Below are 23,710 nucleotides of genomic sequence, written 5' to 3'. Positions count from 1 at the left end.
AGCGTGACACGGCGGCCGATTTGCGCCGCAGTGAATTTTGAATACATTTCCCCGCGGGTGGGCGCGTCCCATCTCGGGAGGGATCGATCGTGACGGAAGCGAGGGCGGATGCTCCGGCGCCGCGTGCAGCGGCGCGCCTCGAGGCCGGTTTGCCGCGCCGGCTGGCGGAGCAGCTCCAGGGTGAGGCGCGCTTCGACGCCTTCACGCGCGGACGCTACAGCACCGATGCGTCGATCTACCAGATCATGCCCGCCGGCGTGGTGCTGCCGCGCTCCGCCGCCGACATCGCCGCGACCCTGCGCATCGCCGCCGAGCACGGCGCCCCGGTAATCCTGCGTGGCGGCGGCACCTCGCAGAACGGCCAGCCGATCGGGTCCGGCCTCGTCGTCGACTGCTCGCGGTACTTCAACGGCGTCCTGGCCTACGACGCGGAGGCCGGAACGATCACCGTCGAGCCCGGCATGGTGCTGGAGCGCCTGAACACCCGAGTGAAGGCCGACGGCTGGTTCTTCCCGGTCGAGCCCTCGACGGCCACCCGCTGCACCATCGGCGGCATGGCGGGCAACAATTCCTGCGGGGCCCGCTCCCTGCGCTACGGGAAGATGAGCGACAACGTCCTCGCGATCGAGGCGCTGCTCCACGACGGCGAGGCCTTCGGCTTCGGCCCGACCGGAAACGCGCATCCGGGCGTGAACGGGTCGGATCGGGCCGCGGCGCTCGCCGCGCGGATGCGCGGCCTTGCCGAGGACCACCGCGCCGAGATCGAGGCGCACTACCCGAAGGTTCAGCGCCGCGTGGGCGGCTACAACCTCGATTCGCTGATCGAGGCCCAGCCGAACATCGCGCACCTGCTCGTCGGGTCCGAGGGCACGCTGGCCGCGACCACCGCGGTGACGCTGAAGCTCTCGCGCCTGCCGACACACCGCGTGATGGGCGTGTGCCACTTCCCGTCCTTCCGGGCGGCCATGCAGACGACGCGGCACATCGTCGGCTTGGACCCGGTGGCGGTCGAGCTGGTCGACAACAACGTCCTCGTGCTCGGCGCCGATATCCCGCTGTTCCGCACGACGCTCGCCGACATCACCAAGGGCAAGCCGAACTGCCTTCTGCTGACGGAGTTCGCCGGCGACGACCTCGCGTCGCTCCGGCGCGACCTGAAGCGCCTCGACGCCTGCATGGCCGATCACGGCTTCCCAGACGCCGTCGTGGAGGTCGTCGAGCCCGCGCGCCAGAAATCCGTCTGGGAGGTGCGCGAGGCCTGCCTCAACATCATGATGTCGATGAAGGGCGACGCGAAGCCAGTCTCGTTCATCGAGGATTGCGCCGTCCCGCTGGAGCACCTCGCCGACTACACCGACGCGGTGACAGAGGTCTTCACCAAGAACGGCACCCGCGGCACGTGGTATGCCCACGCCTCTGTCGGCTGCCTGCATGTCCGCCCGATCCTCGACATGAAGGAGGCCGGTGACGTCCGGCGGATGCGGGCGATCGCGGAGGAGACCTCCGAGCTGGTGCGCCGCTACAAGGGCTCGTATTCCGGCGAGCACGGCGACGGCCTGTCGCGCTCGGAATTCGTCGAGCCGCTGTTCGGCGCGACGCTCACCCGCGCCTTCGAGACCGTGAAGGACACGTTCGACCCGGACAACCGGCTCAACCCCGGCAAGATCGTGCGGGCGCCGAAGTTCGACGATCGCAGCCTGTTCCGCTTCAAACCGGACTACGCCGTTTCGGCGCCGATGAAGACCGCCCTCGACTGGTCGGACTGGGGCGGCTTCGGCTCCGCCGTCGAGATGTGCAACAACAACGGCACCTGCCGGAAGCTCGTCGGCGGCGCCATGTGCCCCTCCTTCCGGGCAACCCGGGAGGAGCAGCACCTGACCCGGGGCCGGGCCAATTCCCTGCGGCTCGCCATCTCGGGCCAACTCGGCAAGGACGCCTTCACCAGCCCGGAGATGAAGCGCACCCTCGATCTCTGCGTCTCCTGCAAGGCCTGCCGCCGCGAGTGCCCGACCGGCGTCGACATGGCCAAGATGAAGATCGAGTTCCTGCACCATTACCACGCCCGCCACGGGCTGCCCCTGCGGGAGCGCCTCATCGCGACGATGCCGCTCTACGCCGGGGCCGCCGCGCGGCTGGCGCCGCTCCTCAACCTGCGGGACCGGTACCCGGCCCTCGCCGCCCTCTCGGAGCGCGTCGCCGGCCTCTCGGCCAAGCGCTCGCTGCCGCGCTGGCGCCGGCCCTGGAGCGAGCAGGGCGAGCCCGCCCACGCGCAGGACGTCGCGGGCGATTTCCGCGATGTGATCCTGTTCGGCGACACCTTCAACCGGGCCTTCGAGCGGGAGAACCTCGAGGCGGCCGAGCGGGTGCTTCAGGCGGCCGGCTACCGGCTGCACCGGGTCTACCCGTCCCGCGGCCGGCGCCCCCTCTGCTGCGGCCGGACCTGGCTCTCCGCCGGCCAGACCGACCGGGCGCGCCAGGAGGCGCGCCGCACCCTCGACGCGCTGCTGCCGTTCCTGCGCGCGGGGGCACGGGTCGTCGGCCTGGAGCCGTCCTGCCTGCTCACCTTCCGGGACGAGTTCGCGGCGCTCCTGCCCGGCGAAGAGGCCGCGCTGCTGGCCAAGCAGTCGTTCCTGTTCGAGGAGCTTCTGGCCGCCGACCTGACGGCCGGACGCATCGCGCTGCCGTTCGCCGATCAGGGCGGCCGGGTCGCGCACCTGCACGGCCACTGCCATCAGAAATCCTTCGGCGTCATGGGCTCGGTCGAGACGGTGCTCCGGGCGGTGCCGGGGCTCGACCTGCGGGTCATCGAGTCGAGCTGCTGCGGGATGGCGGGTGCCTTCGGCTACCGGCCGGAATCGATCGAGACGTCCTTCGCCATGGCGGAGCTGTCGCTGTTCCCGGCGCTACGCGCCGCAGGGCCCGACGACCTCGTGGTGGCCGACGGGACGAGCTGCCGTCACCAGATCCACGACGGGCTGGGTCTCCAGGCGGAACATGTGGCCCGCGTGCTGGATCGGGCCCTCGTGCCTCGACACTCCATTGCCGGGCACCTACACATAGACCACAGGTCGCACTGACCTGACGTGTGTCGGGGGACCATGAATAAAATCGAGCCCGGGATCGGCATCAGCCGCCGCTACCTCCACGACGAGGTCGCCGAGCGCATGCGCGAACTGATCCGGTCCGGTGAGATGGAGCCGAAGGCGCGGATCAACGAGAGCGAGCTGACCGAGCGCTTCGGGATCTCGCGGACGCCGCTCCGCGAGGCGATCAAGATCCTGGCGACGGAGGGGTTGCTCGAACTGCTCCCGAATCGCGGGGCGCGCGTCGCCAGCATCTCGGACGGCGAACTCGAGGAGATGATGGAGGTGATCGCCGGCCTCGAGGCGACGGCCGGTGACCTCGCCTGCCGCACGATCACCGACGCCGACATCGACGCCCTGGTGGTCGACCACGACGCGATGGTCGAGGCCTGGAAATCGGGCGACGAGGCCGGTTACTTCAGCCACAACCGGCGCATCCACGAGGGGATCATGGCGGCGAGCCGCAACACGATCCTCGCCAACATCTACGAGAGCCTGTCCGGCCGGATCCAGCGCTCGCGCTACTCCGCCCACCAGACACCCGAGCAGTGGGCCCGCGCCGTCTCCGAGCACGAGCGCATGATCGCGCTGCTGCGCGCCCGGGACGGCGCGGCGCTGGCCGTCCTGATGCGCGAGCATATCCGCGGGAAGAAGTCGGTGATCGCCGCCAATTACGGTGCGGCCGAGACCGCCTGAGCGCCTCGACCACGGTAGACCACGCCCGCGATCAGCCGGGCGTCCCGGTCATCTCGAACCAGAACGACGCGCCCGGCGTGCGGGAATCGTTCGCGTAGAGGAACGGGATGTCGGGGCCGGTGCCGCGGGCGGCGAAGACCGTCTTGACCCGAGCGCTCATCGCCGGGTCCTGGCAGATATACATCACCGGCACGGTCACCCGGAACGGCGGCGCGCCGCACAGCAGCATCGCCGCCAGAAGGTACTGCTCGTTGTACAATCGGCAGTTCCAGGCGGACGGGTAGTCGTCCGGGATGAAGATGTCGTGGATCTGCACGATCACGCCGGGTGCGAGGCGCGGCATCACCTCGAAGAAGAACACCGTCACATCCGAATTCGCGAAGGAGCGGTGCGAACCGTCGAAGAAGAGGATGTCGCCCGCCTTCAGTTCCTCGAAGATCTTCAGGTCGCAGGATTCCAGCGGGCTGCGCACGGTCCAGTTGCAGAGCGCGTCGATCTCGCGGCGGGGCATCGGATCGATCGAGGTGATCCGCGTCGGAAGGTTCAGGGTGTCGATCGCGTGCCGCGCGAAGCAGGTCGAGCAGCCCGAGCCGATCTCGAAGAACCGAGACGGGCGCTTCCAGGCCAGCATGGTCATCAGCGCGGCGCCGTCGAGGGCGGTGAACCACGTGTTGTTCCAGTGGGGCGTCGCCCCACCGGTCACGGGCGCATCATGCGGGACGCTGTGCAGCAGGTCCGCCCGCGCCTCGAGTTCCGTGAGGAAGCTGTCGTAGGCCGCGTGCGACCGGGCGAGCACCGCCTTGAGCTGGCCGTGCGGCGCCCGGCCCGGCGACCAGCGCGCGGACGGCACGACGGGGTAGTAATCGTGGACCGTGTGGCTCCAGCGGAACGCTTCCCGGCTGGCCCGGAAGATATCCACCCCCGCGCGACGGCCCGCGCTCCTGACGACGTCCTTCAGCATGATCGATCCCCGGCTCCGGATCGACAATGCCGGGACTGCAACTTATGGTCGAGTCGGCGGAACACCTACGCAGTCCGACCTGCCGGCAGGGTTAGGGCGGGATGAAGGAACGATCCCCGGGCCGGGCCCGGATTCGGACAGGCCGTCGACACAATTATCGCGGGCGACGCGCCCCCCGCCGCTCAGGCAGCGCTCGGCGCCCGCAGTCCGGCCACCAGATCGGTGAAGCGGTCGCCCTGGACGATCACGTGGCCCCGGAGGGCCTCCGCGGCGCCGGCCTCGTCGCCCGCGATGATCGCGGCGACGATCGCCTCGTGCTCGGCCAGCGATTGCGGCAGGCGCTGGCGCACGCGCAGCTGCAGCCGGCGATACGGGGCCAAGCGGCGGTGGAGTGACAGCGCCTGCTCCGCCAGGAAGGCGTTCCGGCTCGCCCGGTACACGACGGTGTGGAACACGTAGTTCTCGGCGTAGTAGGCCTCGGTGTCCTCGGTGGCCAGGGCGGCGCGGCAGCCCTCCAGCGCGGCGCGCAGCGCGGCGGCGTCCTCGGGGACGAGCCGGCGCGCCGCGAGACGGCCGCAGGCCGCCTCGATCTCCGCCATCGTCTCGAACATGGCGAGCAGCAGGTGCGGCTCGGGCGCGCTGACGATCGCTCCCCGCCGGGGCTTCGTCTGCACGAGGCCGGTGACGGCGAGCTGCAGCAGCGCCTCTCGGATGGGCGTGCGCGAGACCCCGAAGCGGGCCGCGAGCTGGTTCTCGTCGAGTCGCGATCCCAAGGCGAGCTCGCCCGAGACGATCTCATCCTCGATTCGCTGCCGCAGCCGCTGCGCGTGGCTCATGCCGCCGTTCCCTCCCCCGATGAACGGGTCGCGCGCCGCCCCGCACTTGAGGCCGGCGGATGTTCGGCACGCGCGGACATTATGCTGGAGCATTGACAAAATATACAAGGCGGTTTTCCATGCATACAACGAGGCGCCGCACTATTGCAGCGCACAAAATTACGCCGCGTTGTTTGCGGTGCGGGAGAGCTCCATGACGCCAACTCGTCGATCGCTGATCGCGGCCACGCTCGCGGCACCGGCCATCCTGCGGTTCGGCCTGAACAGCGCGCAGGCGGCCACGACGCTGAAGCTGTCCCACCAGTTCCCCGGCGGCACGATCGACGAGGGCGATTTCCGCGACCGCATGTGCCGGAAGTTCGCCAAGATGGTCGGCGAGCGCTCGAAGGGCGCCCTGGACGTCCAGGTCTACCCGGGCTCCTCGCTGATGAAGACGAACGCCCAGTTCGGCGCCATGCGCAAGGGCGCGCTCGACATGTCGCTCTACCCGAGCCCCTATGCGGGCGGCGAGATTCCGGAACTCAATATCGGCCTGATGCCCGCCCTCGTGACGTCCTACGCGCAGGCCGTGGCGTGGAAGGCGGCCCCGGTCGGCCGCAAGCTCACCGAGATCCTGGACGCGAAGGGCATCATCCTGGTCTCCTGGGTCTGGCAGGCCGGCGGCGTCGCGAGCCGGGAGCGCGCCCTCGTGGCGCCGGCCGACGCCAAGGGGATGAAGGTCCGCGGCGGCTCGCGCGAGATGGACATGATGATGAAGGAGGCCGGCGCGGCCACCCTCTCGATCCCGTCGAACGAGTCCTACGCGGCGATGCAGACCGGCGCCTGCGACGCGGTGATCACCTCATCCACCAGCCTGATCTCCTTCCGCCTGGAGGAGCTGTCCAAGGCGCTGACCTCGGGGCGCGAGCGCTCCTACTGGTTCATGCTCGAGCCGATCATGATGTCCAAGATCGTGTTCTCGGGCCTGCCGAAGGAGCAGCAGGATCTGATCATGGCGGTCGGCACGGAGCTCGAGGCCTTCGGCCAGGCCGGCGCGAAGGAGGACGACACCCGCGTCGAGGAAATCTTCGCGAAGGCCGGCGCCAAGGTCGTCCAAGTCGACGAGAAGTCCCTCGGCCAGTGGCGTGATCTCGCCCGCAGCACGGCCTGGAAGGATTACGCAGCCAAGAACGCGAACTGCGCGGAACTGCTGAAGCTCGCGGAGCAGGTCGCGTGAGCCACGGCTTCGACGCGGCCACGGCCGCTCCGGAGGCGCGCGGGGCCGAGGAACCGCGCCTTCCGGGCCTCCTCGGCACCTTCGATCGGGGCATGCGCCTCCTGAACAAGGTGATCCTGGCCGTCGGCGGCCTCTGCCTGGTGGCAGCCTGCCTCGTCCTGACCCACAGCGTCGTCGTCCGCTACCTCCTGAAGGAGCCGACGGAGTGGCAGGACGAGATGGCGGTGTACCTCATCATCGGGGCCACCTTCCTGTCGGCGGCCGGCGTGCAGGCCAAGCGCGGGCACGTGGCGATCGAGGCCCTGACCGGCCTCCTCCCGCCCGCCGCCAACCGGGTCCGGCTCCTGCTGGCCGACATCGTCAGCCTCGCCTTCTGTCTGTTCTTCGCGTGGAAGAGCTGGTCGCTCGATCACGAGGCTTGGGTCGACGGGCAGGTCTCGCAATCGACCTGGGGGCCGCCCCTCTGGATCCCCTACACGCTGATGTCGGTCGGCATGAGCCTGCTGTGCGTCCAGTTCGTCCTCCAGATCGCCGAGGCCCTCGCCTACGGGCCCCGGGCCGCCGGCTGGGCGCAGCCCAAGATCGGGCTCGGGGCCGACGTGAATCGCGACATGCACGGGGCGGCCGAGGTCGCGCCCCGGGGACCGGACCCGATGGGTCAGACCGTTTCCGCGAAGGTTGAACGATGAGCACGGCCGCGATCGGCTTCCTGTACGCGGGCGCGACCCTTGGGGCGATGCTCTCGGGCATCCCCATCGCCTTCGCGCTGGGCTTCGTGGCGCTCGCCTTCATGGTGGCGTTCATGCCCGGGGCCTCCCTCGATACGGTGGCGCAGAACGTCTACGAGGAGATGGCCTCCATCACCCTGCTGTCGATCCCGCTCTTCATCCTGAAGGGCGCGGCCATCGGGCGGTCCAAGGCCGGCCAGGATCTCTACACGGCCATGCACGCCTGGATGCACCGCATCCCGGGCGGCCTGGGCATCGCCAACGTCTTCGCCTGCGCGCTCTTCGCCGCCATGGCGGGCTCCAGCCCGGCCACCTGCTCGGCGATCGGCTCGGCCGGCATCCCGGAGATGCGCAAGCGCGGCTACTCGCCGGGCTTCGCGGCCGGGATCATCGCGGCGGGCGGCACGCTCGGCATCCTGCTGCCGCCCTCGATCACCATGATCCTGTACGCGGTGGCGGCCGAGCAGTCGCTCGGGCGGCTGTTCCTCGCGGGCATCGGGCCGGGGCTCCTGCTCGTGGGCCTGTTCGCCGCGTGGTCGATGGTGCGCTTCCGCTCGGAATACGCCGCCGCGAAGGTGGCCCTGGAGCGCGGTGGGCCGGCCTCGCCGATCCTGGCGGACGAGCAGTACAGCATGGCGCAGCGCTTCTCGACGCTGCCGCGGGTCCTGCCCTTCGTGGTCCTGCTCACCGGCGTGATGGTGGCGCTCTACGGCGGCTACGCCACGCCGTCCGAGACCGCGGGCCTCGGCGGGCTGATGGCCCTGGCGCTGATCGCCGCGATCTACGGCGTCTGGCGGTTCCGCGACGTCACGCCGATCCTGACGGCGACGCTGCGGGAATCGACCATGCTGATGCTGATCATCGGCATGTCGCTGCTCTACGCCTACGTGATGAGCTACCTGCACATCTCGCAGTCGGCCGCCGCCGCGATCGTCGCGATGCAGCTGTCACCGTGGGTGCTGCTGGTGACCATCCTGGCGCTGGTGATCGCGCTCGGCTTCTTCCTGCCGCCGGTCTCGATCATCCTGATGACGGCGCCGATCATCCTGCCGCCGCTCAAGGCCGCCGGGTTCGACCTCGTCTGGTTCGGCGTGGTGATGACCATCACCATGGAGATGGGCCTGATCCACCCGCCGGTGGGCCTCAACATCTTCGTCATCAAGAACATCGCCCCGGACATCCCGCTCTCGGACATCATCTGGGGCACCCTGCCCTTCGTGATCCTGATGGCGGTGGCAATCCTGATCCTGTGCCTCGTGCCGGGCATCGCGATGTGGCTGCCGGACCTGCTGCTCACGACGACCCGGTAGCTCGATCCATCCGGCCCGTGCGAGGCAGGCCCCTCTCCGCCCGGAGAGGGGCCTGTCGCGTGAGGGAACGTGGTCGCGCGAGCGCCGCGTCCCGCGCAGCGGCGGCCCGCGTCGGCGCGCTGGCCGGCGCGACCGGAGCCGCCTATGGCAGCGCGCGCGCCGCCCCGCCCCGATCCCGAGCTTCGGACCGAACCATGAGCCTCGCCTCCGTGCGCGCCTTCTTCGCCGAGAAGGCGCCCGACATCGCGGTCATCGTGCTGGAGACCAGCACCGCGACCGTTGCCGAGGCGGCGGAAGGCCACGGCGTCGCCCCGGCCCAGATCGCCAAGACGCTCTCGATCCGGGTCGGCGATCAGGTCGTCCTGGTGGTGACGCGCGGCGACGCGCGGCTCGACAACCGGAAGGCCAAGGCTGCCTTCGGCGGCAAGGTGCGGATGCTCGACCTCGGCGAGGTCGAGGCGCTCACCGGCCATCCGGTGGGCGGCGTCTGCCCCTTCGGCCTGTCGACGCCGCTGCCGGTCTACTGCGACGTCTCGCTGCGGGCGTTCGACGAGGTGGTGCCGGCGGCCGGCAGCACCCACAGCTCGGTGCGGATCGCGCCGGCTCGGATGGCCGCGCTCACCGGCGCCGCCTGGATCGATGTCTGCGCGCTGCCAAGCTGAGCGGCGTGGCCAGCGCCATTCCCGCTCCGCACGAGGCGCGGATCCCCTCTCCCGCGCGGGAGAGGGACAGGGTGAGGGATCAGGTCTCTCCGGACGAGGCGCGCGCCGTCGACGGAGGATCGCGCTCTTGATCCTGAACGTTCTCGTCCCTCACCCCAACCCTCTCCCGCCCGGGAAAGGGGGCATGGCGCCACTGTCTCGACACCGAAGACGCCTTCTATCCGGACCGTCGCAACACCCTCCGGTGCGGCCCTAGCGCCCGGTCCAGTTGGGCGGGCGCTTGCCGAGGAACGCCTCCATGCCCTCGCGGAAATCCTGGCTCATGTAGCACATGAGGATCAGGTCATCGCCGGGATGCGGCGCGCCCTCGGCGCCGGCCTCCTCCTCGGCGAGCCGCCGCAGACCCTCCTTGGTCGCCTGCATGGTCAGCGGCGCGTGGTTGGCCAAGAGCTGGGCCAGCGTATCGACCCGCTCCGTGAGCGCGATCCGATCGTCGACCACCTCGCCCACGAGGCCGATGGCGAGCGCCTCCTCGGCGCCGACGAGGCGGGCGGTGAAGATGATGTCCTTGACTCGCGCCGGGCCGATCAGGCCGGAGAGCCGCTTGAGGTTGCCCTGGCTCAGGCAGTTGCCGAGGGTGCGGGCGATCGGGAAGCCGAAGCGGGCATCGCGCGTGGCGATGCGCAGGTCGCAGGCCGCCGCGATGGCCGCGCCGCCGCCGGTGCAGGCCCCGGCGATCGCCGCGATGGTCGGCACCCGCAGCCGCTCCAGGGAGCCCAGCACCCTGTCCATGAAGCGCTCGTAGCCCAGCGCGTCCTCGGCGGTGCTGAAGTCGCGGAACTGGGCGATGTCGGTCCCAGCCGCGAAGGCCTTGTCGCCCGCGCCCGTGATGATCAGCGCCTTGACCGCCGGGTTCGCGGCGATCGCCTCGCAGCAGGTGATCAGGCCCTGATACATCGCGAAGGTCAGCGCGTTGCGCGCCTGCGGACGGTTCAGGACGATGCGGGCGATGCCGGCCTCGTCGGCGGTGAACAGCAACTCGTCGGTCGCGGGCTTGGCGGTCATGCGCGGGTCTCCGGGTGGCGGCGTCAGGCCGCGGTCTCGCGGACCACGCCCCGCGCGATCAGCGCGTCGATCTCGGCCGGCGCGTAGCCGGCCTCCGCCAGGATCGCGCGGGAATGCTCGCCGAGCAACGGGGCCGGCCCGTGCACGCGTCCCGGCGTCTCGGAGAACTTCACCGGCAGGCCGAGCGTCTTCATGCGGCCGACCCGCGGGTGATCGACCTCGACCACCATCTCGCGGGCGAGGGTCTGCGGGTCCCGGTGCATCGCGTTCACGTCGAGGACCGGGCCGGCCGGGACGCCGCCGGCTTCCAGCCGGGCGAGCCACTCGGCCGAGCCGTGGGCCCGGAAGATCGGCGCGAGGGTCGCGGCGAGTGCGTGCCGGTTGGCCATCCGGTCGCGGTTCAGCGCGAAGCGCGGGTCCTCGGCGAGGTCGTCGGCGCCGATGGCCTTCAGCAGGCGCAGCCAGTTGGTCTGGTTGGCCGCGCCGATCGTGATCCAGCCGTCGGCGGTCTCGAAGGCCTCGTAGGGGGCGTTCAGCGGATGGGCCGAGCCCATCGGCCCGGGCGCGACCCCGGTCGCCATGGCGATGGCCGACTGCCAGTAGGTGTGGGTGATGCCGGCCTCGAACAGCGACGTGTCGACCGCCTGGCCCCGGCCCGTGCGGAGCCGGTTCGCGTAGGCGGCGAGGATGCCCATGGCGGCCAGGATGCCGGCGGTGATGTCGGTGACCGGCGGCCCGCACTTCATCGGCGGACGCCCGGGCCCCTCCCCGGTCACCGACATGAGGCCGCTCATGCCCTGGGCCACGAGGTCGAACCCGGCCCGGTCGGCGTAGGGACCGGTGCGGCCGAAGCCGGAGAGCGAGCAGTAGACCAGCTCCGGGAACTCGACCTTGAGGGTCTCGTACCCGATCCCGAGGCGCTCCATCGTGCCGCCGCGGTAGTTCTCGATCAGGGCGTCCGCGCCCTTGAGCAGGCGCCGCAGGACCGCGACGCCGTCCGGATCCTTCAGGTCGAGGCTGAGTCCGCGCTTGCCGCGGTTCATCATCATGTAGGCCGCGCTCTCGCCCTCGAGGGCGGGCGGGACGGTGCGACGGGTGTCGTCGCCCTCCCTCTTTTCGACCTTGATCACCTCCGCGCCCATGTCGGCGAGCATCAGCCCGCAGACCGGCCCGGCCATGATGTGGGCGAGTTCGATCACCCGCATCCCGGCGAGGGGACCCGACCGCTTCATCGTCTCCGCCATCGCGCGCTACTCCCCGGCCGGGACGGTGGCCGCGGGGCCGACCGGCGGCGTGACGGGATCCACGAATTCCCGCTCAGGGTGCATCGTGAAGGCCAGCGCGGCGCCGAGCAGGCACAGGCCGATCGAGCCGACGAACGGCAGCGTCCAGCTCCCGGTCACGTCGACGATGACGCCGAAGACGATCGGCGAGACGATCGCCGCCACCGCCGAGCCGGTGTTCATCAGCCCGCTGGCGGTGCCGGCGTATTTCGGCGCGATGTCCATCGGCACCGACCAGATCGGTCCGATCACCAGTTCCGCGAAGAAGAAGCCGGAGGACAGCAGCAGCGCCACGAGGGTCAGGTCCCGGGTCATGAACACGCCCGCGAGGCTCGCGGCCGCCCCGAGGAAGCCGATCACGATCACCGACAGGCGCGCGAGCTTCACCTTGCCGGTGCGGTGCAGGATCGAGTCGCTGAGCAGGCCGCCGACCGTGTCGCCGACGACGCCGGCGAAGAACACGCCCGAGGCGAACAGGGCCGAGTTCTTCAGGTCGAGGCTATAGTTCTCCTTGAAGAAGCTCGGCAGCCAGCCGAGGAAGAGCCACAGCGTCCAGCCGTAGCAGAAATACGTGACGGTGACCGGCAGCATCCGGCGCGTCAGGGCACCCCACGGCACGCTCTGCTTCGCGCCGACCTGGCGGGGCGGCGGCAGCGTCGCGAGCTCGGCCTCGGTGATCGCCGGATGCTCGGATGGGTCGTCGCGGAAGTACAGCCACCAGATCGCGACCCAGACGAAGCTCACCGCGCCGAGGATGACGAAGCTCGTCCGCCAGCCGAAATGGTAGATCAGGAACGCCACGATCGGCGGCGCCACCGCGTTGCCGAGCCGCGCGAAGGCGTGGGTGATGCCCTGCGCGAAGCCGCGCCGGCCGGGCGCCGTCCAGTTCTGCATGGCGCGGGTCGCGGTCGGGAAGGTCGCGCCCTCGCCGAAGCCGAGCAGCACCCGGGCCATGAACAGGCTGACGAGTCCGCCGACCATGCCGGTCAGGATGGTCGCCGAGGCCCAGATCACGCCGCAGGCGAGCAGCGTGCGCCGGGCGCCGAACTTGTCGCCGACCGAGCCGCCGATCACCTGGAAGATCGCGTAGGGGTACGCGAAGGCCGACAGGATCAGACCGAAATCGGTCTTCGACATGCCGAAATCGCGCATGATCTCCGCACCGGCCGTGGCGATGTTCACCCGGTCCAGATACGTGATGAAGTACATCAGACAGAGCAGGCCGAGCACGCCGTTCGTGGCGCTGAAGCGCTTCGACATCGACCGTTCCTCCCATGGGGGCGCCGCCTCGCGCGGTCGCCGGGCACCTCGGCTCTCGGACCGGGCGCTCTTTCGTAATGCATTATTCAAACGCGTCGCGCGGCGGAACGCAACCGCCGACGTGCATCCGGCACGTGAATTCATTCCACGGGGTGCAACTGAAAACGGGGGCCGCCCGGGCCCCCGTATCGTGTCGGTCGTCGCCGGGAGGCGCCGCGGCGCCGGTCAGGCCGTCGCGGGGCGGAGCTGACCCTGCTCGGCCTCGGTCGGGGTGCCGATCGCCTTGCCGAGCGCCTTGCCGCGCGGCCCGACCCAGCTCCCGACCCACTTGCGCTGCCAGAGGGCGAGGCAACCGAGCACGATCGCGGTGAAGACGGCGTAGCCGACGAAGCCCAGCGAGAACGAGCCGGTATACTGCTTCGACAGGCCCATGACGTTCGGCAGGATCGCGCCGCCGAGCGCGCCGATCTCGCCGATCATCGAGCCGGCCACCGCCGTGTTGGTGGGCCAGCGCAGCGGGACGAGCTGGAACAGCGCGCCGTTGCCGGCGCCGAGCGCCGCGAAGCACAGCATGAACAGGAGCGTCGTGAGCGCCAGCGACGGGGTCGCGGTCAGCGAGAGCAGGGTCGCGATCGCCGCCAGCAGCACCACCGACAGCACCGCGATGCCGCCCATCCGGTCGGCGAAGTAGCCGCCGACGATCCGGATGCCGGAGCCCATGAAGGCCGCCAGCATCGTCAGCCGCCCGGCCTCGACCTTCGTCACCGCGAACTGCTCGTAGAAGAAGGTCGGCAGGAAGTTCGACAGGCCGATGAAGCCGCCGAAGGTGATCACGTAGATCAGCGAGAACGCCCAGCCATCCTTCGTGAACAGGCAGGAGACGTGCTCCTTGAAGGACTGGTGCTCGCAATCCGGCGGCTCCTTGGCGAGCACGATCATGACCGCCAGCGGCAGCAGCATGACGAGGCCCGCGAAGGCGTAGGTGGTCTGCCAGCCGTAGGCCTGGGCCAGCGGCGGAGCGAACAGCACGGCCAGCACGGTGCCGGAATTGCCGGCGCCCGCGATGCCCATCGCCAGCCCCTTATGTTCCGGCGGAAACCAGCCGGAGCCGAGGGAGAGCGCGACGCCGAAGGACGCGCCGGCGATGCCGAGCAGCACGCCCATGGCGAGCACGTCGTTGTAGGAGGAGACGAAGAGATAGCCGTAGGCCATCGCCAGCATGATCACGACCATCTCGGTGATCGCGGCGTTCTTGCGGCCGATATACTGGGCCAGGACGCCGAGCGGGAAGCGCATCAGCGCACCGGCGAGGATCGGTAGCGAGATCATGAAGCCGGTCTGGGCCGGCGTCAGCTTGTAGGTCTCGGTGATGAACGGGCCCATGGCGCCGTTCAGGACCCAGATGGCGAAGCAGAAATCGAAGTAGAGGAATGCCGCGAACAGCGTCGGGGGGTGACCCGACTTCATCACCGTTTTGAAGCTGGCCATAGCTGGTGCTCGTCGTAAGTGGGCGAACCGCCGTGCGGTCGCTCATGCCGGGGATCCGGACTCACACCGTCCGCTGTTTGGAGCGTCGTTGCTCCGCCGCCGCAGCAGGCGCGGCTGACTGGGCAATGCAGCAAGCGTGCCATCCCGGACGGACGCCCGCCGACCGGATCGCTCGGCCGTCGCGGCGCCGCGGCCGAACCGCGTTCCGCCAAGTCGCTGGCGCCGAGTCGCTGCCGCTCGGCGAGGCAGGCGTGCCGAGTAAACGGGCGCTCGCCCGGCGCCCTCACGGATCGGTGAGCGGCGCGGCCGAAATCGTTGCTGCACGAGGGCAACACACGCGGCGAGAAACGACCCGGAAGACCCTGTAAGTTGCCCTCGATGACCGTCGGCAACTTGGCGGTAAAGCGCGACCTTTGCTAAGCCCCGGGATGAGCTGTGCCGCGACTTCGTGCCGGCCTGCTCGCCTGCGCGTCGCGGCAAGCCCCGGCGACGCCTCCCGAGGAATTCGAACCATGTCCGCCCCGATCCGTCGCCTTCTCCTGGCCGGCTTCACGGTCCTCGCCCTCGCCTCCGCCGCGCACGCCCAGGGCCGCGGCCCCGTGGGCGATGCCGGGATCGACGGGTTCGGCGACGACAATCAGCTCTACCAGGATCAGAACGGCGCGCTCTACGTGCGTCGCGGCGGCCGCTACCTGCCCTATACCGGCCGCACCGACTTCGTGCGCCCGGCCCCCCCGCCGCCCGCCGCGCAGGTCCCGGTCGCGCCGCCGCCGGCCGCCAACCTGGAGACGGACCCGACGGTCCCGGCACGCCCGGGCAGCGCGCCTGCGGCCGAGGGGCTCTCGCCGCTGGAGGCCGCCAAGGCCAAGGCCGTGCTCCGCGCACCCGACAACGAGCCGATCGACTACGCCAAGATCTACGGCCCGATCACGGACGACGTGTTCCCGGTCCAGGCGTTCAATTACAAGAAGATGAACCCCGCCTTCCTCCGTCAGGAGATCGCCTATCACGGTCCCTACGAGCCGGGGACGATCATCGTCGACCCGCGGGCCCACCAGCTCACCCTGGTCGAGGCCAACGGCCGGGCCCGCCGCTACGGCGTCGGCGTCGGCAAGCAGGGCTTCTCGTGGTCGGGCACCGCGACGGTGAATTCCAAGCAGGCGTGGCCGGACTGGTATCCGCCGAAGGAGATGATCGCCCGCAGCCCGAAGCTCGCCAGCGAGGTCGACAAGCTGCAGAGCGGTCTCGGCGTCGCCGGCGGTCTGCGCAATCCGCTCGGCGCCCGCGCCATGTACCTCTGGCAGGGCAACAAGGACACGCTGTTCCGCATCCACGGAACCCTCGAGCCCTTCTCCATCGGCAAGAGCGTGTCGTCGGGCTGCATCCGGATGATCAATCAGGACGCGATCGACCTGTTCAGCCGGGTCGGCGTCGGCAGCAAGGTGGTGGTGCTGAACTGAGGCCGGGCCGGGCCCACCGCCCGAGCGCCGCCGGTCCGGGACCGGCGGTCCGCCGGTTCAGGTCAGCCCGCGCCGGTGCTCGCCGAGGATCCGGCGGACCGTCCCGGCCTCGGACCGGTACACCAGGGTCTCGGTCTGGATCTTGTCCGGCCGGAAGCGCACGCCGCGCAGGAGAGCCCCGTCCGTGATGCCCGTGGCGGCCACGATGACGTCGCCGCTCGCGAGATCGGTCAGGTCGTATTTCCGGTCCAGATTCTCGATGCCCATCTCGGCGGCCCGGCGCCGACGGTCCGGGGTGTCGAGGATCAGGCGTCCCTGCATCTGGCCGCCGATGCAGCGCATCGCGGCGGCCGCCAGCACGCCCTCGGGCGCCGCGCCGGTCCCGAGATAGAGGTCGATGCCCGTCTCCTCGGGGCTCGCCGTGAAGATGATCCCGGCGATGTCGCCGTCCGAGATCAGGCGCACCGCCGCGCCGGCCGCCCGCACCTCGGCCACGAGGGCCGCGTGGCGCGGCCGGTCGAGGATCAGCGCGGTGATCTGCTTCGGGTCGACGCCCTTGGCCCGGGCCAGCGCCGCGATGTTGTCGGTCGGGCTGGCGTCGAGATCGACGAGGCCGGGCGGGTAGCCGGGCCCGATCGCGATCTTCTGCATGTAGACGTCCGGCGCGGCGAGGAGCGAGCCGCGCTCGGCCATGGCCATGACGGCGATGGCGCCGGGCATGTCCTTGGCGCAGAGGGTCGTGCCCTCAAGCGGATCGACCGCGATGTCGACCTCGGGCCCTTCCCCGAGACCGAGCTGCTCGCCGATGAACAGCATCGGCGCCTGATCGCGCTCCCCCTCCCCGATCACCACGGTGCCGCGGATCGGCAGGCCGTTGAGTTCGTCGCGCATCGCGTCGACCGCGGCCTGGTCGGCCGCCTTCTCGTCGCCCTGGCCGCGCAATCGGGCGGCGGCGATGGCGGCACGCTCCGTCACGCGGGCCAGTTCGAGGGCGAGCGTGCGCGGGACGCCGCGCGATGCCGGCTTGGGGGCCTCTTCCATGGTTTCCTGCCTCTGGCCGGGTCCGATCTTGGGGTCGGATCCCGGATGGATACCGTCGGATGACGGCCGCGCAGCGTATACGCCGGTTCGCTAATGCCCACTATCCTGCATCAAGCGGTGGGGGGTCACGCTACCGTATGCACTGTTATTCACGCTCGATCCGGATCAGCTGCGGCGGCTCCGCCAGCAGCCCGTCGGCGCCGATGGCGTCGAGGGCGTCGCGGATGTTGCCCTCGGTCGCCGCGTAGGTGATCAGCACCAGCGGCACCGGCCGACCGGAGCGGCCGCGCGGATCGGCCTCCGGCCCCTCGACGCGGCGCTGCAGGATGCTCTCCAGGGAGATGGATCGCTCGGCCATCCGCTGCGCGACGCCGGCCGCGACGCCCGGGCGGTCATGGACGGTGAGGCGGATGTAGTAGCCGCCCTCGTGACGCTGCATCTCCACGCGCTCGCTGGCGCGCATCGCCGCGGCCGGAACGCCGAAGGTCGGGCGGATCACGCCGCGCGCCACGTCGGCGATGTCGGCCACCACCGCGGAGGCCGTGGCCTCGCCGCCGGCGCCGGGACCGATGAGCGTGAGCTCGCCCACCGCGTCCGCGTCGATCGTCACGGCGTTGGTCACGCTCATGACCTGCGCGATCGCCGAGGATTTCGGCACCATGGTCGGGTGGACCCGCTGCTCGATGCCGGCCTCGGTCGCCTGCGCGACGCCGAGCAGCTTGATCCGGTATCCGAGCTCGTCCGCCATGCGCAGATCGAGGGGCTGCACCCGGGAGATGCCCTCGACCGACACGCCGTCGGCGTCGACGACGGTCCCGAAGGCGAGGCTCGTCAGGATCGCGAGCTTGTGCGCGGTGTCGAACCCCTCGACGTCGAAGGTCGGGTCCGCCTCGGCGTAGCCCAGGGCCTGCGCGTCCTTCAGGCAGGCCTCGAAGGTCAGCCCCTCGCGCTCCATGCGGCTGAGGATGTAGTTGCAGGTGCCGTTGAGGATCCCGTAGACGCGGGAGACCGCGTTGCCCGGCAGGCCCTCGCGCAGGGTCTTGATCACCGGGATGCCGCCGGCCACCGCCGCCTCGAAGGCGAGGGCCACGCCCTTCGCCTCGGCCTGCGCGGCCAGGGCGGCGCCGTGGCGCGCCAGCAGCGCCTTGTTGGCGGTCACCACCGGCTTGCCCGCCGCGAGCGCCGCCTCGACCACGGCCTTGGCCGGTCCCTCGGCGCCGCCGATCAGCTCGACCACGCAGTCCACGGATTCCGACCGGGCGAGCGCCACCGGATCGTCGAACCACGCGATGCCGGACAGGTCGAGGCCGCGGTCCCGGCCACGGTCGCGCGAGGAGACCGCGGTGACGCGGATGTCGAGGCCCGCCGCAGCGAAGGCGGCGCGGCGGCGCTCGACCATCCGGACCACGGACGCACCGACGGTCCCGAGTCCGGCGATCCCGAGGCGAAAGCTCACTGTCATGACCCCTTCCGTGCCCGGGCGACCGCGATGGACCGGGCGCCCGATGCGGCGCACTTCTGCAAGAATTCCGCCCCGCCCGCAAGGAATTGGCCCGGGACCGTGGGGCGTGTCACCCGGCGGTCTCCCGGTGGCGGATCGCCGTCGCCACGAGGGCGTACAGGACGACGGCGTTCAGCACATGCCAGAGCGGGTGCGTGCCGGTCGGCAGCAGCGCGCAGGCCGCCCGGTCGCCGGTTCGCGCCGCGAGCGAGATCAGGAAGAGCAGGCCGATGCTGGCGAGCCGCCGCCCGGTCCCGACGAAGCGCTCCTCCGGCCGCCGCGCGGCCGCCCAGGCGACGCCGAACAGCGCCAGCAGGGCGGGCAGGTAGTCGACCGAGCCGTTGGTGAGCCGCGCGACGTCGAGGCCGGTCAGCCCGTCGAGCAGGGGCGTGAGCGCGAATCCGAGGAGCGCGAAGCCGCCCGTCGCCGCCGCGACCCGGACCGGCGCCAAGCGCAGGAACCGCGAGAGGGCCAGCGCGAGAAAGGCGTAGATGAACAGCGCGATCGGGACGACGTCCGCGAGCATCGCCCAGTAGACCGCCAGGGTGTGGAACAGGAACGAGCCGACGCCCACCACGGCGATCAGGGCCGCCAGCCCGAGGCAGGTCCGGTCCGGCGGATCGGTGACGGCGGCGCGCCGCGCCGCGGCGGCGGCGGCCAGCAGGAAGGCCGAGTTCGACAGCGCGTTCGCGGGCTCGGCCCAGAAGTCCGGCCCGCCCCGCTCGCAGTAAGCCGACACCGGCTCGAACCAGTCCATTCGCCGACCCTACTTCCCCGTCCTTGCGCCGGGATGGCCTTGTCAGCGCGACGCGAAGCGCGGATGACGGCCGGGCGGCGACCGGAAGCGAGGCGATGCGGATCACCACCTGGAACGTCAACTCGATCAAGCAGCGGCTCCCGCACCTCCTCGGCTTCCTGGAGGAGGCGCGGCCCGACGTGGTCTGCCTGCAGGAGCTGAAATGTCAGGACGAGGCCTTCCCGCGCGCCGACATCGAGGCGGCGGGCTACGCGGTCGAGACGCTGGGCCAGAAGGCCTATAACGGCGTGGCGCTGCTGGTCCGGGCGCCGCTGGCCATGTCGGAGATTCGGCGCGGGCTGCCGGGCGACGCCGCCGACGAGCAGGCCCGCTACATCGAGGCGCTGATCTCGGGCGCGGACACCCGCCCGGTGCGCGTGGCGTCGATTTACCTGCCGAACGGCAACCCGGTGGACAGCCCGAAATACCCGTACAAGCTCGCCTTCATGGAGCGGCTGCGGCTTCACGCCCGGGCGCTGCTGGACGACGAGATCGCGGTGGTGCTGGCGGGCGACTACAACGTCATCCCGGAGGCGGCCGACGCGGCCGATCCGGAGGCTTGGCGCTCGGACGCCCTGTTCCTCGGGACGACCCGGGCGGCGTTCCGGGCGATCCTCGCCGAGGGCTACACCGACGCCCTGCGCGCCTGCGACCCGCGCGACGGGCTCTACACCTTCTGGGACTATCAGGCCGGGTGCTGGCAGCGGAATGCCGGCATCCGCATCGACCACCTGCTGCTCTCGCCCCAGGCCGGCGACCGCCTGGTCTCGGCCTCGGTCCAGAAGCACATGCGCGGGCTCGACAAGCCGTCGGACCACGTGCCGGTCACGGCGGAACTGGCGGCCGGTTAGAGCCGCGATCGGGGGGAACGACGATGATCATCTACGGCAGCAGCGTGTCGCCCTACGTGCGCAAGGTGCTCGCGGCGCTCTACGAGAAGGGCGTCGCCTTCGAGCACCGCCCGGTCGGCTTCCACGCGCAGGATCCCGGCTTCCGGGCGGCGAGCCCGATGGGGAAGATCCCCGCGATGGAGGATGCCGGGTATCGCCTCGCCGATTCGAGCGCCATCGTGGACTATCTCGAGCGGCTGCATCCGGCGCCCGCGCTGATCCCCGAGGACGCGCGGGACGCCGCCCGCGCCCGCTGGTTCGACAAGTTCGGCGAGTGCGAGCTGACCCGGCAGGTGCTGGTGCCGTTCGTCGAGCGCTTCCTCAAGCCCCGCCTGTTCAAGGTCGAGGGCGACGAGGCCCTGGCGCAGCGGACCGTCGACACGGCGCTGCCGCCGCTGTTCGACTACCTCGAATCGCAGATCGACGGGCCCTACCTCGTCGGAGGCCGGTTCGGCATCGCCGACATCGCCGTGGCGGCGCCGTTCCACAACCTGCGGCTGGCCAAGGTCGCGGTCGACGGCGCCCGGTGGCCGAAGCTCGCCGACTGGGTCGCGGCGACGCTGGAGCGGCCGTCCTTCACCGCGGCGATCGCCGCGGCGAAGAGCTGAGGCCGCTCAGCGCCGCTTGCACAGTCGAGGGCGGCTCAGCGCCGCTTGCGGATCGAGCCCACGGTCTGGAGCTGCGTCTGCGCCTCGGCGCGGTCGTCCTCGCTGGCGGCCGCCCAGTTCTTCTCGTAGAGCGCGACGATCCAGTCGTCCTTGCGGCTCTCGGCGCCTTCCCGGGCGAGCGAGAGCCACATCAGGCCGCGCACCCGCTGGACCGGGATGCCGCCCAGGCCGTTGACCAGCATGTCGCCGAGCAGCGCCTGCGCCGGGTGGTGGCCCTTCTCGGCGGCGAGGTTGAACCAGCGCGCGGCCTGCCGCGGGTCGGCCTCGACGCCGGTGCCGTCGAGGTAGAGCCGAGCGAGATTGTACTGCGCGTTGGGGTCCCCGTAGTAGGACGCCGCGTAGTTGAACATGTCGTAGGCGCGCTCGGGATTGGGGCGCACGTAGGTGCCCTTGATCCCCTCCAGGAAGTACGTGCCCAGCGCCGTGAAGGCGCTGCCCAGGACCGCCGAGTTCTGCGGATCGGGCCCGTCATCGGTGCTGGCGTCGGCGATCCGCGAGAAGAACTCGAACGCCTTCAGGTCGTCGTGCGGGACGCCGTCGCCGTCGGCGTACATCCGGCCGAGCTTCCACAGCGCAAGGGCGTGGCCCTGGCCGGCCGCGTACTCCAGCGCGCGGGCGGCGCCCTGCTTGTCGCCGGCATTGTACTCGCGCATGCCGGCGCGCAGCGCGTCCTTGGCCGAGCGGTAGCTCTTGTCGGCGACCGGGACCTGCACGGGCGTGCGGACATTGGCGTCGAGGGCGCGCGACGGCGCGACCGGCAGCGCGACCAGGGCGAGCGCCCAGGCCGCGACCGCGAGGCCGCCGACGGACCGGAACCGACCGGGATCGGCCCCGGCCGGCGCCCTGCGCCGGCTGAGGTCAGTCCTAGACGTCCGCATAGCTCTGCGTCTCCTTGGCACCTCCCGGATGGGTGACGGCGCCGTACAAGGCCGGGCCGACGCCCTGCGCGTATTTCCAGAGGTAGCCGGAGGTCGCGGTGTTGGGCCGCGCAGTCCAGGCCTTGCGCCGCTCGGCCAGCTCCGCGTCCGACAGGGCGACACTGAGCGTGCCCTGGATCGCGTCGAGGGTGATGACGTCGCCGTCGCGCAGCAGCCCGATCGGGCCGCCCACGGCGGCCTCAGGTCCGACATGGCCGACGCAGAAGCCGCGGGTCGCGCCCGAGAAGCGCCCGTCGGTGATCAGCGCGACCTTGTCGCCCATGCCCTGGCCGTAGAGGGCCGCGGTGGTCGACAGCATCTCGCGCATGCCGGGGCCGCCCCGCGGGCCCTCGTAGCGAATCACGAGGACGTCGCCTTCCTCGTAGCTGCGGGCCTGCACGGCCGCGAAGCAGGCCTCCTCGCCGTCGAACACGCGGGCCGGGCCGGTGAAGACCTGCTTCTCGGCCGGGATGCCGGCGACCTTCACGATCGCGCCCTCGGGGGCGAGGTTGCCCTTGAGGCCGACGACGCCGCCGGTCGGGGTGATCGGCCGGTTCGCCGGATAGACCACGTCCTGGTCCGGGTTCCAGGTTACCCGGTCCATGTTCTCCGCGATGGTGCGGCCGGTGACCGTCAGGCAGTCGCCGTGCATGAAGCCGTGGTCGAGGAGCGTCTTCATCAGCAGCGGGATGCCGCCGACCTCGAACATGTCCTTGGCGACGTAGCGCCCGCCGGGCTTCAGGTCGGCGATGTAGGGCGTGCGCCGGAAGATCTCGGCCACGTCGAACAGGGTGAACTCGATGCCGCACTCGTGGGCGATCGCCGGCAGGTGCAGCGCCGCGTTGGTGGAGCCGCCCGAGGCCGCTACCACCGTAGCGGCGTTCTCCAGCGCCTTGCGGGTGACGATGTCGCGCGGGCGGATGCGCTTCTCCAGGAGCTCCATCACCTTCTCGCCGGCCGTGGCGCAGAACTTGTCGCGGATCTCGTAGGGGGCCGGGGCGCCGGCCGAGTAGGGCAGCGCCAGGCCAATTGCCTCGGAGACGGTCGCCATGGTGTTGGCGGTGAACTGCGCGCCGCAGGCGCCGGCCGACGGGCAGGCGACCTGCTCCAGCTCGTCGAGGTCCTCGAGGCTCATGTCGCCGACGGCGACCTTGCCGACCGCCTCGAACAGGTCCTGGACGGTCACGGGCTTGCCGCGGAACGAGCCGGGCAGGATCGAGCCGCCGTAGATGAAAATCGAGGGCACGTTCAGCCGGACCATCGCCATCATCATGCCGGGCAGCGACTTGTCGCAGCCCGCGAGACCCACGAGGGCGTCGTAGGCGTGGCCGCGCATGGTCAGCTCGACCGAGTCGGCGATGACCTCGCGCGACGGCAGCGACGCGCGCATGCCGCCATGGCCCATGGCGATGCCGTCTGTGACGGTGATCGTGCAGAACTCGCGCGGCGTCCCGTTGGCGGCGGCGACGCCCTTCTTCACCGCCTGCGCCTGGCGCATCAGCGAGATGTTGCAGGGCGCGGCCTCGTTCCAGCAGGAGGCGACACCCACCAGCGGCTGGTGGATCTGCTCACGGGTCAGGCCCATGGCGTAGAGGTAGGAGCGGTGCGGGGCGCGGTCGGGCCCCTCCGTGACGTGGCGACTCGGCAGCTTCGACTTGTCGTTCAAACGCGTCACCATGACTTCAGACCAAGCCTTCGCAGCCGATCCCGAGGGTGCGTTGAACCGCGGCGCGTCGCCGTTCGCGAGGCGCCGGGAGATCCGTCCGCGTGCTCGGGAAGTCCTCGTTTCCGAACGGTAAACCGTTGTCGAATTTGCCGTTTACCGCGGATGTTGAGGTGGGCCCGGACT

20 protein-coding genes are annotated in these 23,710 nt (G+C 70.7%); 9 read left to right on the top strand and 11 right to left on the bottom strand.

The window, feature by feature from the left end; all coding sequences use genetic code 11:
- Positions 1-89: 89 nt before the first annotated feature.
- Positions 90-3,077: an FAD-binding and (Fe-S)-binding domain-containing protein gene (locus tag LXM90_RS08965; RefSeq protein WP_234082414.1), complete on the top strand. Its 2,988-nt coding sequence runs from the start codon at positions 90-92 to the stop codon at positions 3,075-3,077.
- 21 nt (positions 3,078-3,098) lie between these two features.
- Entirely contained in the window at positions 3,099-3,779 is a 681-nt protein-coding gene (locus LXM90_RS08960; protein WP_020091901.1) for a GntR family transcriptional regulator, read from the top strand.
- A gap of 31 nt (positions 3,780-3,810) precedes the next feature.
- On the opposite strand, the gene LXM90_RS08955 is transcribed toward LXM90_RS08960, so the two are convergent.
- Both LXM90_RS08955 and LXM90_RS08950 read right to left on the bottom strand, forming a co-directional pair.
- A complete protein-coding gene (locus LXM90_RS08955) occupies positions 3,811-4,740 on the bottom strand; it encodes a class I SAM-dependent methyltransferase (RefSeq protein ID WP_020091900.1) in 930 nt (309 codons plus the stop codon).
- A gap of 182 nt (positions 4,741-4,922) precedes the next feature.
- Positions 4,923-5,576 (bottom strand): GntR family transcriptional regulator, encoded by a 654-nt coding sequence (locus LXM90_RS08950; RefSeq protein WP_020091899.1) that lies wholly within the window; start codon positions 5,574-5,576, stop codon positions 4,923-4,925.
- Positions 5,577-5,769: 193 nt separating this feature from the next.
- Between LXM90_RS08950 and dctP the strand changes: the two genes are divergently transcribed.
- The 4 genes from dctP (at position 5,770) to LXM90_RS08930 (ending at position 9,492) form a co-directional block, all read left to right on the top strand.
- Positions 5,770-6,792, top strand: a complete 1,023-nt coding sequence (gene dctP / locus LXM90_RS08945) for a TRAP transporter substrate-binding protein DctP (RefSeq protein WP_020091898.1) — start codon at positions 5,770-5,772, stop codon at positions 6,790-6,792.
- The gene (locus tag LXM90_RS08940; protein WP_020091897.1) at positions 6,789-7,481 is read left to right on the top strand and encodes a TRAP transporter small permease; all 693 of its coding nucleotides are present in this window, start codon (positions 6,789-6,791) and stop codon (positions 7,479-7,481) included. Before dctP ends, LXM90_RS08940 begins: the two co-directional genes overlap by 4 nt.
- Complete coding sequence (locus LXM90_RS08935) at positions 7,478-8,830, top strand: TRAP transporter large permease (protein WP_020091896.1); 1,353 nt, start codon at positions 7,478-7,480, stop codon at positions 8,828-8,830. The genes LXM90_RS08940 and LXM90_RS08935 overlap by 4 nt, the downstream gene beginning before the upstream one ends.
- Before the next feature lie 194 nt (positions 8,831-9,024).
- Positions 9,025-9,492: a YbaK/EbsC family protein gene (locus tag LXM90_RS08930; RefSeq protein ID WP_020091895.1), complete on the top strand. Its 468-nt coding sequence runs from the start codon at positions 9,025-9,027 to the stop codon at positions 9,490-9,492.
- Positions 9,493-9,744: 252 nt separating this feature from the next.
- On the opposite strand, the gene LXM90_RS08925 is transcribed toward LXM90_RS08930, so the two are convergent.
- The 4 genes from LXM90_RS08925 to LXM90_RS08910 form a co-directional block, all read right to left on the bottom strand.
- The gene (locus LXM90_RS08925) at positions 9,745-10,557 is read right to left on the bottom strand and encodes an enoyl-CoA hydratase/isomerase family protein (protein ID WP_020091894.1); all 813 of its coding nucleotides are present in this window, start codon (positions 10,555-10,557) and stop codon (positions 9,745-9,747) included.
- Between the two features lie 23 nt (positions 10,558-10,580).
- On the bottom strand, positions 10,581-11,801 hold the full coding sequence (locus LXM90_RS08920) for a CaiB/BaiF CoA transferase family protein (RefSeq protein WP_020091893.1): 1,221 nt from the start codon (positions 11,799-11,801) through the stop codon (positions 10,581-10,583).
- A gap of 6 nt (positions 11,802-11,807) precedes the next feature.
- The gene (locus LXM90_RS08915; protein WP_020091892.1) at positions 11,808-13,100 is read right to left on the bottom strand and encodes an MFS transporter; all 1,293 of its coding nucleotides are present in this window, start codon (positions 13,098-13,100) and stop codon (positions 11,808-11,810) included.
- Between the two features lie 225 nt (positions 13,101-13,325).
- On the bottom strand, positions 13,326-14,588 hold the full coding sequence (locus LXM90_RS08910) for an MFS transporter (protein ID WP_020091891.1): 1,263 nt from the start codon (positions 14,586-14,588) through the stop codon (positions 13,326-13,328).
- A gap of 512 nt (positions 14,589-15,100) precedes the next feature.
- Between LXM90_RS08910 and LXM90_RS08905 the strand changes: the two genes are divergently transcribed.
- The gene (locus LXM90_RS08905) at positions 15,101-16,048 is read left to right on the top strand and encodes a L,D-transpeptidase (RefSeq protein ID WP_020091890.1); all 948 of its coding nucleotides are present in this window, start codon (positions 15,101-15,103) and stop codon (positions 16,046-16,048) included.
- 57 nt (positions 16,049-16,105) lie between these two features.
- Here the strand turns inward: LXM90_RS08905 and glpX are convergent, their stop codons facing one another.
- From glpX to LXM90_RS08890, 3 genes are all read right to left on the bottom strand, one after another.
- The gene (gene glpX / locus LXM90_RS08900; RefSeq protein ID WP_020091889.1) at positions 16,106-17,089 is read right to left on the bottom strand and encodes a class II fructose-bisphosphatase; all 984 of its coding nucleotides are present in this window, start codon (positions 17,087-17,089) and stop codon (positions 16,106-16,108) included.
- Between the two features lie 145 nt (positions 17,090-17,234).
- Complete coding sequence (locus LXM90_RS08895; protein WP_020091888.1) at positions 17,235-18,551, bottom strand: homoserine dehydrogenase; 1,317 nt, start codon at positions 18,549-18,551, stop codon at positions 17,235-17,237.
- 109 nt (positions 18,552-18,660) lie between these two features.
- Complete coding sequence (locus tag LXM90_RS08890; RefSeq protein ID WP_020091887.1) at positions 18,661-19,347, bottom strand: ceramidase domain-containing protein; 687 nt, start codon at positions 19,345-19,347, stop codon at positions 18,661-18,663.
- Between the two features lie 95 nt (positions 19,348-19,442).
- On the opposite strand from LXM90_RS08890, the gene xth reads away from it, so the two are divergent.
- Together xth and LXM90_RS08880 are read left to right on the top strand one after the other, a co-directional pair.
- Positions 19,443-20,237 carry an exodeoxyribonuclease III gene (xth, locus tag LXM90_RS08885; protein ID WP_020091886.1) on the top strand — a complete coding sequence of 265 codons (795 nt, stop codon included), beginning with the start codon at positions 19,443-19,445 and terminating at the stop codon, positions 20,235-20,237.
- Positions 20,238-20,260: 23 nt separating this feature from the next.
- Positions 20,261-20,884: a glutathione S-transferase family protein gene (locus tag LXM90_RS08880; RefSeq protein WP_020091885.1), complete on the top strand. Its 624-nt coding sequence runs from the start codon at positions 20,261-20,263 to the stop codon at positions 20,882-20,884.
- Between the two features lie 35 nt (positions 20,885-20,919).
- On the opposite strand, the gene LXM90_RS08875 is transcribed toward LXM90_RS08880, so the two are convergent.
- On the bottom strand, positions 20,920-21,822 hold the full coding sequence (locus LXM90_RS08875) for a tetratricopeptide repeat protein (protein WP_020091884.1): 903 nt from the start codon (positions 21,820-21,822) through the stop codon (positions 20,920-20,922).
- A complete protein-coding gene (gene ilvD, locus LXM90_RS08870; protein WP_020091883.1) occupies positions 21,809-23,539 on the bottom strand; it encodes a dihydroxy-acid dehydratase in 1,731 nt (576 codons plus the stop codon). The genes LXM90_RS08875 and ilvD overlap by 14 nt, the downstream gene beginning before the upstream one ends.
- Between the last annotated feature and the right edge of the window lie 171 nt (positions 23,540-23,710).

The organism is Methylobacterium oryzae (assembly GCF_021398735.1).
Lineage (GTDB): Bacteria > Pseudomonadota > Alphaproteobacteria > Rhizobiales > Beijerinckiaceae > Methylobacterium.
The sequence above is the reverse complement of the archived record's forward strand: the minus strand, read 5'-3'. Positions and strand labels throughout refer to the sequence as shown.